Origin of the sequence: uncultured Dysosmobacter sp. (assembly GCF_947631165.1) — a bacterium.
In the GTDB taxonomy this organism is placed as follows: Bacteria; Bacillota; Clostridia; order Oscillospirales; family Oscillospiraceae; genus Oscillibacter.
Genome location: NZ_CANRKH010000067.1, coordinates 1 through 10115 on the forward strand (window position 1 = coordinate 1; position 10115 = coordinate 10115).

Below are 10115 nucleotides of genomic sequence, written 5' to 3' on the forward strand. Positions count from 1 at the left end.
AACACCGGGGCGCTGAGCACTTGGGTAGGGATCCGCTCATGGGTCTCAAAGTATTTCTCCTGAATGTCCTTGGGGTAGTCGTGGATCCACCAGACCGGGTTTCGGCACAGTGGGATCATAATGAGGCAGGTAAACAGGATCAGCGTCCCAACACACTCCATTCCATAAACCGTCCAGTTCATCGTTTCGTCTCCTTTTTTTCTGTCACTCGGCAAGGACTTCGCAGATCAGCTCCGGGTCTGTCAGGTGGATGTAGTGGCTGCTGTGCTCCGCCCGGAGGTGTGTGCTGTCCGGCGAATAGGACAGATACTCACCCATCAGCTCCTGCCAGACGTTTTCGATCTTCTGCGTCTCTTCCTCCGAAGCGCCGCCGAACCGGCAAATCTCCTGCTTTTCGATTTCCGAATCATGGGTGATGAGAACGACCGGGATGGGCGGGAAGCCCTCCGACGACGCCAGCTCGCCAAGAAGCCGCTCATCGTGGGCCGCCGCATATTCTCGCAGGGCGGTCTCATAGGTCTGCGGCCTGCTGATGGCGGCCAGGATGTACTTCGTTTCTTCCTCCGAGAAGCCGTCGTAGTAGTAAAAGGGTGGGGCGGTACGCATGATCCTGCGGAGCAGCCATCCCAGATGGAGCCGGGCCAGGAGCAGGTTAAGCCGAAGGCCGCCGGTCTTGTCCACGCCGCTCTTTTGGAACTCCGACCTTGTTAATCTGACGCGGAACTCGTTGTCCCTGGGAGACAGCGGGTCCAGCAAAACAAGCCGCTCCACCAGCTCGGGATAGGAGCGGGCAAACTGCTGAGCGTACAGCCCACCCTGGGAGTGGGCCAGGAGGGTAACTTTGCTCTCATGGCCCAAGGCTTCCAACAATTCGTGCAACTCCCGGGCGATGTTTTTCGGTATGCGCTCCGCCGGAGATGGCTCGCTGGAGCCATAGCCGGCGCGCTCATACAGGAGGACAGTATGCTTCTCGCTCAGCCGCTGGGCCAACTGCCACCACTCTCCCATCACGGCCCCCAGGCCCATCTCGATCACCAGGTCGACCTTCCCGGTCCCGAAGACGCAATAGGCCAGCTCCCCCGGCCCGACAGATGCCTTTTTGATCTCCATTGTCATGCCTCCTTGGTTGCCGACAGTCCCTTTCGCTATCGCTGAACAAGGCAGCCTATTTCAGCACCGCCGCCATGAAGCTGACGGTGGTGAGCAGGTTGCAAAGGGTGTGGAAGGCCATGGAGATATAGATGTTTTTCTTTCTCCAGGCCACGGCCGCCGCCGCGCCGAAGGCGCAGGTACGGAAGAGATTATTGAACGGCAACCACCAGTGGTAGAGGGAGAATACCACGGTGACCAGAATGGTCGCGCCCACGCCCAGCCGCTCCATCCGGGCGGTCAAGTATCCGCGGAAGTACAGTTCCTCGATGGCGGGACATACGAAGGCGTCCATGACCAGGTAAAACACGCAGGTGAACACTACGACGCCCTTGGGGTACTGCCGCACAAGGGCGTAGTCGGTCCAGTCAAAGTACGCCGGGATGAGGCTCCGTAGCCATCCCGCCGGGCCTGCCGTCAGCGCGCTTTCCAGCGGCGTCAGGACAGCGGACAAGAGCCCCGTCAGAAGAAACAGCCCCAGGGCGTAAAGGAGGACCTTCCACCACGCCAGCTTTTCCTGCTCCGCAAAGGCGATCTGAAGGCCGTAGTTTCCCCGCTCCCACTTGTTTGCCCGGAGTATGACCCCCACCTCAAAGGGAAACAGGGTGAGCGTCATAACGAGAAAGAACAGGGTAATGGAGGGCAGCCCCTGCCAAAGACAGCCCACCGCCGCGTAGAGCGCGGTGGCCAGCGCGCTGGGCAGAAGGGTCACGGCCAATAATTTTGTTATTTTCATTTGTTTGTCTCCTCCCACAATGCTTCTCCAACCGACAGCGCCCCGGCCCCTACGCAGGACAGCGTTCACTCCCGCCCGGTCAGCCGTTTCCTGGCCTCGGGGTCGCTGCTGTGGAGCATCCCCACAGTCTTGCAGGTTTCCATGTCCGGACAGTCGCCGCAGGTGGCGAAGCCCCGCTTCAGCGCACATTGGCGGATGGGGCACATGGCTTCGCAGAAGGGGGTCTTGACCCCGTCCACCCGGCAGCCCTCGCAGTTGATCATCTCCGGGGTGATGGGCGCGTGGTTCATCTCGCTCCACGCCTTTGCGGTCTTTTCCCGCAGGGCGTCGTCGTCCGTCAGGGTGGCGATCCGGGCGTCGCAGGTCTCGCAGTCCAAGCCGCAGATGGCGATCAGGTCTTTCATGAAAGGTTCCTCCTTTTTCTGTTTCAAATGTTTGCGTTTTTTGCCCAATTCAGGCGCCTGACGCGCCGCCATTGACAATGGCGGCGTACGTCTCGTCGGGGATCATGGGGACGGACAGCTTCTCCATGGTCTCCGGCGTGACGGCACCGCTTTGGGCATACTCCCGCCCGGCCTGCGTGACCAGCTCCAGGAAGGGCCCGGTCACGCCGGCGGCCTCCGGGGCGTTAAACATGGGGGCCTCGGGCACGGTGATGGCAAGGGCGTCCGGGCCAAACATGAGCCGCCACTGCTGGAGCACTCCCTCAAAGTTGCCCTTGGCGTTGGGGAAGCCGCAGCCGCAGATCATCACATAGCGCAAATGAGAGAAATCCGCCTGCTCCACATGCTCATAGCGCTCCCCCACCTTCCGCATATCCATCTTCCCCAGGGGCAGCGTGCGGTCCAGCAGGGCCTTCAGCGGCGCGGGCATGGCGAAGCCGTATAGCGGGAAGCTGAACACCAGCAGATCGGAGCCCAGAATTTCCTCCAAAATGTCCTTCATATCGTCCTCGATCACACAGTTCCCGCCGTTACGCATACAGCTCAGGCACCCTTTGCAGTATTCAATGTGCCGGTCGATGACATGGAGCGTATGTACCTCCTGCCCCGCTACGCTGTCCATGCCCGCCAGAAACGCCCGGGTCATGTGCATGCAGTCGCTCCTGTCCCCCTTGGGGGAGCCGTTCAAAACCATAATCTTCACGTTTTGTTTTCCTCCTTGGAATGTCCTGGCGAGGATAGTTCTTCAACGCCACTGACTTTCGTTCAATTTCAGAGAATAGGGCTTTTCCCAGTCCTCTCAGCGGTTGACTTTTGTGTTCACTTGCCGTTGGGGAGATTTACGACCTGTCAGGCGATTTTTCCGGGTTTATTCCAAGAACAAGAAACCGTACAACAGGGATCCGTTTTAGGATCTCAAATGCTGTAAAAGTCAGAACGAGCACAAGGACAAGCGCGGTTACATAATTCCATATGGCCGGAAGGTCGAAAAAAGCGGAGAGACTGTAGCAAACGACCGTTAAGATGGGATAATGCAAAATATAGATCCCGAAACTTGACTTTGTCATATACCGGGTAAACGCCGTCTCCCAATCGAAATATCTCTTTCCGCAGCCGAGGATCGCCAATACGACGATCCAGAGGTACAGATTCGTCATGAGGCTTTGCAGGCAGACGGGAGAGGTAAAGTCTGTTCCGCCGTAGATTGCCATGTAGACGACCGCTCCAAGCGCGGCAAGGAACAACATCGGGAGGTGGATCCTCCCTGTGATCTCCTGCGCCTCGTCGTGGGAAAAAATGTAGTAACCAATCAGGAACGAGACAAAATAGATCCCAAAGCGGTATGTAGTCAAAACGGGCATATTCAAGACCTGCGCCCCGGCGAAAATCGGCACGAAAAGCAGCAAAATGACCGGCAGATTTACCTTCCCACACAGGGTCCATATCCGATCTGCCTTATCTATTTTCCGCAGCAAAACAAGAAGGCAGGAAAAGAGGAACAGCATTTGAATAAACCACAGCGGACCGAACCCGCTGACAACGGAGATAGGATAGAGCAGAGCCGCCGGGATGGCATCCAACCCGCCGCCCATTTTGATATTCAAATACCCGGTGACCCAGTGAAACACAAACGGGCCAAGCGTTGAGGGGACAAGCAGCTTGACCGCCCGTTTTTTCAAAAACGTTTTCCCCGTCTGTCCCCGCAGGGCGTACCTTGCGCTGATTCCTGCGATGACGAACAGCAGCACCATGAACCAAGGATAGACAGCACAGGCGAAGTAATCAAATAGGGGAATGTTTTTCGCGCCTGGAACAGCGCCAAAGACGCCTACGCCGTTGAACAGATAACATACATGATAGGCCAGGACCAAAAGGACCGTCGCCCACCGGATGTTGTCAAGATAATGCTTTCTCATTTATTCATCCTTCCGAAATAGTTTGTGGGGCAGGGCGCCGCGAAACAGTGCGGAGAGGAGCATAAAGATGTCGGCGCCGATCAGGAAGAGGAAGGACGGCATCAGCACCCGTGTATAGCGGTTCACACCGCAGATCCCCTTGCGGACCCGCCGGCCCATCAGAGCCAGACCCCAGATCAGCCCCGCGCAGAAAAACAGGTCAAAGAGGCTGCCCGAGTAGCAGTCCAGCGCCGCCAGTGGGGTCAGCGTTCCGCTTTGGGCCATCGTGACCACCTCCACCGCATGTAAAAGGGTCAGACCACACGCTCCTTTTTCATGTTGTTCCTCTTCCTCCAAATTTGGGGCCACATCGTGCCTTTGCTACGTTGTTAAAAAATCCAGCACCTTGTTGTTAATGTAGTCTGGTTTGCTTATAAGGCATTGTATCTGCCCTCTCACATTTGTCTCGTCCAAATGAAATGGCCCGAACGCGGCCAAGCGTCAGATCTCCAGGGTCTCTCCGCAGGAGAGATAAGACAGGTTCGGCATTTGCCGCGCCAGGTATTGAAACGCCTTTTGGCCGGTGCAGTGGCAGGTGTAAAACCGCGTGTTCCCATACTCTTTCAGCGCGTGCGCCATTTCATCCAGCAGGGCCGCCGGGGCGGCTTTCTTGGTGGCGGGGTCATAGAGATGGAACCCGCCTACGCATACCGTCGGTGGACGGCTTTTCACCCGGTCCATGATGTTGACCACGCCTGTGTGTCCGCACCCCATGATAAGGGCGGAACGGTCCTGCGTGATGAGCAGATTTTGCTCGTGGGAGAAGTCGTCCCTCCCCCTCGGGCCGTACAACACGTCGTTGATCGGGGAGCGGCATTTGCCGGGGCCGGTCACTGTGAACAGGGACAGCTCCTCGTCGATTTCGCAGTCGCCGTCCAGCAGTGTGACCTGGGGGTGGGACGCCAGCGCCCTGTCCAGGCCAACGGGGAGCTTCAGGAAAAGCGCCTTGTAGGAATGGGGCTCAAAGGCGTTTCGCTGGACATATACCTTCGCCTTGGCATTGAGCTTCAAAAACCTCCCCAGCGCGCCGCCGTGGTCCATGTGCCCATGGGAGAGGATGACGGTATCGATCTCCGAAAGGTCGATCCCCAGCTTCCCGGCGTTGTGAAAGAGGGTGCCGTCCGGCCCCACGTCGAACAGGAGCTTGTGCCTTTGGGTCTCTATGTAGAGCGACAGCCCGTGCCTTGCCTTGAGCGCGCATCGGCTCTCATTTTCCACCAGCGCGGTGATCTTCATCGCGGTCTTGGCCTCCTTTCAAACAAGAACGTTGGTTTTGCCCTATCCGCTCAAGTTGAATTTTCATGGACTATTCAATTATTTTCTTATCACCAAAATACTGCATCAACATCAAAATCAAAGCACTACCAGCAAGTATTCCGTCCATAATACCAGCGGGTAACAAAAACATCATGAGCGCGATTGTGATAACGCAGTTTATTACAGATAATGATTCATTTCCAGTTTTGTTTCCGTGATATTGTTTGTATCTCTATGAATAAACAAGCGGACGTCTCCTGTCGTCAAATGATAAACAACAGACTAAACAATGCAATGCTCCATAGGGAAATTCCCCCTTTCTTCCACATAGGGGAGTGCATGGTTTATGGTTGCATTTTCTTTCTAATTTTCATCATACGCATTTAATGCAGCTTCCAAAGCGTCCACTAAGGTTACTCCAGCAACTGGTAAACCAACTAATACGGCACTTTTCACTTCATTTCTTGAAGCTCCTAACTCTTTTGCTGATTTCACATGAAAATCTAAACCACTAATCATTCTGACCGCAGCAAGCACGGAAATATAAGCCAGTTCATGTGTCTTTCTGTCTAATGCACTCGCTTTTGATTGCTTCATAACCATATCCATGTATGCTTTTCCTGTTTCCGGGGTTTCAGTCATAAATAAGCTAAAACTGTTTGTGACATTTTTCATACTGCCTTTTCTCCTTACTTGGTTATTGTTTTTGGTAGTGCCAATCCCATTTCTGCAAAATTTTCATAACCTGCTTCTGTAACTACATACGTTGCTGTAGTTCCGTCTTTTAGCTCAATCCATTTCTGCAAAATCAGAAAATCAAATAGAGCCGCACCCAATTTACCGCCTAAATGGTCATAGCACTTCTTCCCAGTTAATTCATAACTGCGCATAATTCACCTCCTCATAGATTAAGATAGTGAAATATTAATTGTTTTATTTCTCGTTAGATTCTTTCTAATTATTGTTAATAACATTACAATTCCCCTTCCTAAAGCTTTAAAGTCTATCAATCTACGGTTACGTTGTCGATTTCCGCTACGCTTTCTTTTGTGAAATTGGGGGCTTATGCGACTGAAATACGCACCGGGCCAAGCGCAAGGCGTTTTCGATCTCCCCTTGCTCAAGTTTTCTGATGGAGATAGGCATCATCGCGCTCCAGCTCCCTCACCGTCCTGACCCGGTACAAAATCGCCGCCACTGCCGCCAGCAGGACGCCCGAACCGATAATGACCGCCGCGGCTCCGCGGCCCACGCCGAGCTGCAGCCCTGCCGCGATCCCGTCCGCCAGAAGGCCCGCCGCGCCATAGGCCACCACATACCCGATCTGGGACAGGAAGCCGATCAGCCCCCAGGCCCTGCCCTGGGCCTCCCCCGGGATATTGGTGCGCACCAGGTAGTCCAGGCAGTTGTTGGCGAAGGGCAGGGTGGCAAAAAAGCAAAATCCGGCCGCCGCGATCAGGTAAATATTCTCCTTCAGGCCAAACACCGCCATTGTGATACCCGCCAGGAAAAGGGACAGGCACAGGGTCTTCACATAGCCCTTTTTGATCCCCCGGACCCCCAGCAGTAGACTGGAGGCCAGCATCCCGCAGGCACAGACTGTCTCCACGACTCCCAGCACCGTGCTGCTGGTGAAGTCCAGAAGCAACGGCTCCGCCAAAATTTGAAACGCCCCCATAAAGCAGGTCAGGACGGAGGAGACCAGGATCAGGATGATCACGCCCCGTTTCCGGGTCACGGCCCGCCATCCTCCCCGCAGGCTCTCCAGAAAGCCCTCCCCGGTCTGCGCCGCCTTCGCGGCCAGGCCCCGCCTGACCAGCGCCGTGGTGAGGACGGTGAAAAAGAAGGTGCAGATATCCAGGACGAGCAGTAGCTTGATGTCGCTGACCGCCAGCAGAAGCCCCGCCAGCAGGGGCGAGATCAGGTACCGGGCGCTCCCGGCCAGGCTGACCATGCCGCCGGCCTTGGAGTATTCCTCCTGGGTCAGAAGGTCGGTCACCGTGGCCCGGTACGCCGGCTCCAGGAGGGAGGAAAAGACGGAACTGATGAAGACCCCCACGCAGATCTGCCAGAGGGCCGCCCCGTCCCGGAGCATACAGATCAGGATGTACCCAATGCCGATGGCGGAAAGGCCGTCGCCCAGCATCATCAAAAGCCGCCTATCGTAACGGTCCGCCAGCACCCCCGCCGGGACGCTCAGCACCAGTGTGGGCAGAAAGGCCAGCAGGGTCACCAGCGCCATGCCGGCGGCGCTCCCGGTCTGGTTGAACACATAAACGCCCAGGCCGAAGCTGGTCAGTCCCCCGCCGATGGCCGAGATCAGCTGCCCCGTCCAGAGCAAGAGGAATTTGTTAAACTGGGACGGTGCCGTTTGGCTTTTCGGTTTCATAATTGCCCTCATTTCCAATCCATATCGCTTGACGGCCAAAAGCAAACGCAGAGCCCTCCATCCCCCTTGGGGATCATCAGCTCTGCGTCTAAGCGTCTGGCTTTTATGATATGCTGTTCTTCCCGGCAAACAGGAATTTATGATAATATTTTATAAATCGCATTTAATGTTTTTTCTTCATCTAAGCCATTATCTGTGTTTAATTCCACTTCATATGGAATCGCTTTATGCTGTAAACATAGGTCAAGGAAGCATAAAAATATCCCAATGTCAATTTGGTTATAGAAAGACACTTTATCAACAGGCATGATACCTCTTTTACCTTGTTTTTTATATCTGTAAACCTTTAAAATGCAATCAGTGTGTTCCACGATCCAAGGCTGTGTATTGCAAGCACTGGGAGCATATTTGACAATATCAGTGATTCCCATAATAGGTTCTCCATACCAAATTTCACTCGTCAGCTTTCGTTTGCTCTTAAACATATCTTTGCGAAATTTTTTCTCATCATCTATTTTTGACATTGCAATCATAATTACAAAATCGAGTCCTCTGAATGACGGTTCCTCTGTTTTTCCAATACCGAACCAAAGCGTCCCGATATTTTGCGAAACGAGATACAATTCTAACTGCTCACCTAAATATCCGATGTTCTGTAAATAATGATCTTTCTTCTCGCTATATAGTAATATGCAGAACTGCTGTCCCCGTTTGCAGGTGGTTTCACTCGCAGGAACGATCCGAATTGCTGTTTTTATATCAGGGCATAGTGGAATGAAAGTTTCATATGCTGCTATGATGCTTTCAATATCGTTTGAAGATATGCTGTTGTTCCCAATATTTCTAAACAAATGAAAGGATCTTCTTTTGAAAATCATATTGTATAATTCTTGGTTCATATTCATAGCCTCGCCCTCACAAATGCTAATTTATCACTAAAAATCGCTATATGATCGTCTTTTCATTACTGGCAGATTTTCCAACCGTTGGCTCCATCCGTTTTCCTTCCTCTTTGGAATTGCTCACAGGGTTTGGCATATGGCCCTCCTTTTTCAAACTCAAAAAACGCAGAGCCACAACCCCTTCGGGGATCATGGTAAACCGCCACAAGCAAAACGGTGGCCCAACGGATATTGTCCAAACCGTGTCGGCGCATTTATTTTTTCCTTTCTCTGCCCTGCTCAGATTCAAAAATGGCTGAGGCAAGCTGATGGAAGATCCAGCTTTTGAATGGTGTTCGCCGCTGTGAGCTGGGTGCCGAACATGGCCCAGCCGCCAATCAGCGCCGCCGCCAGCACCACGGCCACGGCAATCAGCGCGCTTTTCAGTCCTCTGTGCTTTTTCATTTCAATCATCTTTCCTCATGCAGTCAGTATTTCAAGATAGCTCACTGTTTTCCTTTCGTCTGTCGCATCCATCCCGTAATAGGCCCCTCGATACCACAGCAAAAAGGTGTTGTCGTTGTTGACAATGGCGCACCGGGGCAGGATGCAGGGCTTTCCTCTGGGATAAACAGGTCTGTCCGCATAGGCGATCCCATAGTAGTCAAGGGCCTCCGTGATCTTCGACCAGGATGCTTCGGCTTTGCCCATCAGGGCGATCACATCGTCCAGCGGCACTCCGGCCAGCATAGCCACGCAACTATGACCGCAGCAGCCGCGGCGAATGGGTATGGAGGTAATGCTGTCGATTTTACGAATGGGGTTTTCCCGCGAATACGGACTGTCGCGGTTGATTCTGGAAAGCGTGGGAATCGGCTCTACGGCAACGGAGACGACCGCTTCCGGCGGAAAAGAGCCTGCAATGGATTTCGGGACCGGCACCCAGTAGAGGCCCTTCCCCTTGGGTAGCAGCTTACATTCAAAAGTGGTATCTCCTATCGTCACACGGCAGGGGATATTTCCCTTCTGCCCTACCTTCTCCCACACGTTAAAGGGGATCGGCGCAAAGCAGCGATTGCCCTCTTGCCGGATACAGCTTTCAAACTCAAGTAACATGGTGTGTTCTCCCGTTCTGTTAAAAATTATGTTCTGGTATAGGTTTCTCTCTGTAGGCGTTACCGTTTTGAAAACAATCATGCCATTGTGCAGTATTTATGTAAAAACAAGACGCAGAGCCATATCCCCTTCGGGGATCATCGGCTCTGCGTCTTAGCGTCTGGCTCTAATATTCTTGTTGTGATAAAC

General features: G+C 53.7%; 13 protein-coding genes and 1 pseudogene. All 14 read right to left on the reverse strand.

The annotated features are described in order from the left end of the window. Positions 1–182: pseudogene (locus Q0Z69_RS15845) on the reverse strand (hypothetical protein); the annotation flags it as partial. Positions 183–204: 22 nt separating this feature from the next. Further along, the gene (locus tag Q0Z69_RS15850; RefSeq protein WP_298035375.1) at positions 205–1110 is read right to left on the reverse strand and encodes an alpha/beta fold hydrolase; all 906 of its coding nucleotides are present in this window, start codon (positions 1108–1110) and stop codon (positions 205–207) included. Between the two features lie 55 nt (positions 1111–1165). Then, complete coding sequence (locus Q0Z69_RS15855; protein WP_298035376.1) at positions 1166–1885, reverse strand: CPBP family intramembrane glutamic endopeptidase; 720 nt, start codon at positions 1883–1885, stop codon at positions 1166–1168. A gap of 65 nt (positions 1886–1950) precedes the next feature. Continuing rightward, a complete protein-coding gene (locus tag Q0Z69_RS15860) occupies positions 1951–2289 on the reverse strand; it encodes a DUF3795 domain-containing protein (protein WP_298035377.1) in 339 nt (112 codons plus the stop codon). Positions 2290–2338: 49 nt separating this feature from the next. Next, positions 2339–3022 carry a flavodoxin family protein gene (locus Q0Z69_RS15865; RefSeq protein WP_298035387.1) on the reverse strand — a complete coding sequence of 228 codons (684 nt, stop codon included), beginning with the start codon at positions 3020–3022 and terminating at the stop codon, positions 2339–2341. Positions 3023–3167: 145 nt separating this feature from the next. Next, positions 3168–4244 (reverse strand): acyltransferase, encoded by a 1077-nt coding sequence (locus tag Q0Z69_RS15870; RefSeq protein ID WP_298035378.1) that lies wholly within the window; start codon positions 4242–4244, stop codon positions 3168–3170. Then, on the reverse strand, positions 4245–4508 hold the full coding sequence (locus tag Q0Z69_RS15875; RefSeq protein WP_298035379.1) for a hypothetical protein: 264 nt from the start codon (positions 4506–4508) through the stop codon (positions 4245–4247). A 216-nt stretch (positions 4509–4724) separates the two neighbouring features. Continuing rightward, complete coding sequence (locus Q0Z69_RS15880) at positions 4725–5519, reverse strand: MBL fold metallo-hydrolase (RefSeq protein ID WP_298035380.1); 795 nt, start codon at positions 5517–5519, stop codon at positions 4725–4727. A gap of 384 nt (positions 5520–5903) precedes the next feature. Then, positions 5904–6215 carry a carboxymuconolactone decarboxylase family protein gene (locus Q0Z69_RS15885; RefSeq protein WP_298035381.1) on the reverse strand — a complete coding sequence of 104 codons (312 nt, stop codon included), beginning with the start codon at positions 6213–6215 and terminating at the stop codon, positions 5904–5906. Between the two features lie 14 nt (positions 6216–6229). Beyond that, positions 6230–6430 carry a hypothetical protein gene (locus tag Q0Z69_RS15890; RefSeq protein ID WP_298035382.1) on the reverse strand — a complete coding sequence of 67 codons (201 nt, stop codon included), beginning with the start codon at positions 6428–6430 and terminating at the stop codon, positions 6230–6232. Between the two features lie 230 nt (positions 6431–6660). Next, on the reverse strand, positions 6661–7929 hold the full coding sequence (locus tag Q0Z69_RS15895) for an MFS transporter (RefSeq protein ID WP_298035383.1): 1269 nt from the start codon (positions 7927–7929) through the stop codon (positions 6661–6663). 137 nt (positions 7930–8066) lie between these two features. After that, positions 8067–8828 carry a nitroreductase family protein gene (locus Q0Z69_RS15900; RefSeq protein ID WP_298035384.1) on the reverse strand — a complete coding sequence of 254 codons (762 nt, stop codon included), beginning with the start codon at positions 8826–8828 and terminating at the stop codon, positions 8067–8069. Positions 8829–9116: 288 nt separating this feature from the next. After that, positions 9117–9275, reverse strand: coding sequence for a hypothetical protein (locus tag Q0Z69_RS15905; RefSeq protein WP_298035385.1), 159 nt, complete (start codon positions 9273–9275; stop codon positions 9117–9119). 15 nt (positions 9276–9290) lie between these two features. Further along, complete coding sequence (locus Q0Z69_RS15910; protein WP_298035386.1) at positions 9291–9926, reverse strand: DUF1905 domain-containing protein; 636 nt, start codon at positions 9924–9926, stop codon at positions 9291–9293. Positions 9927–10115: the final 189 nt, after the last annotated feature.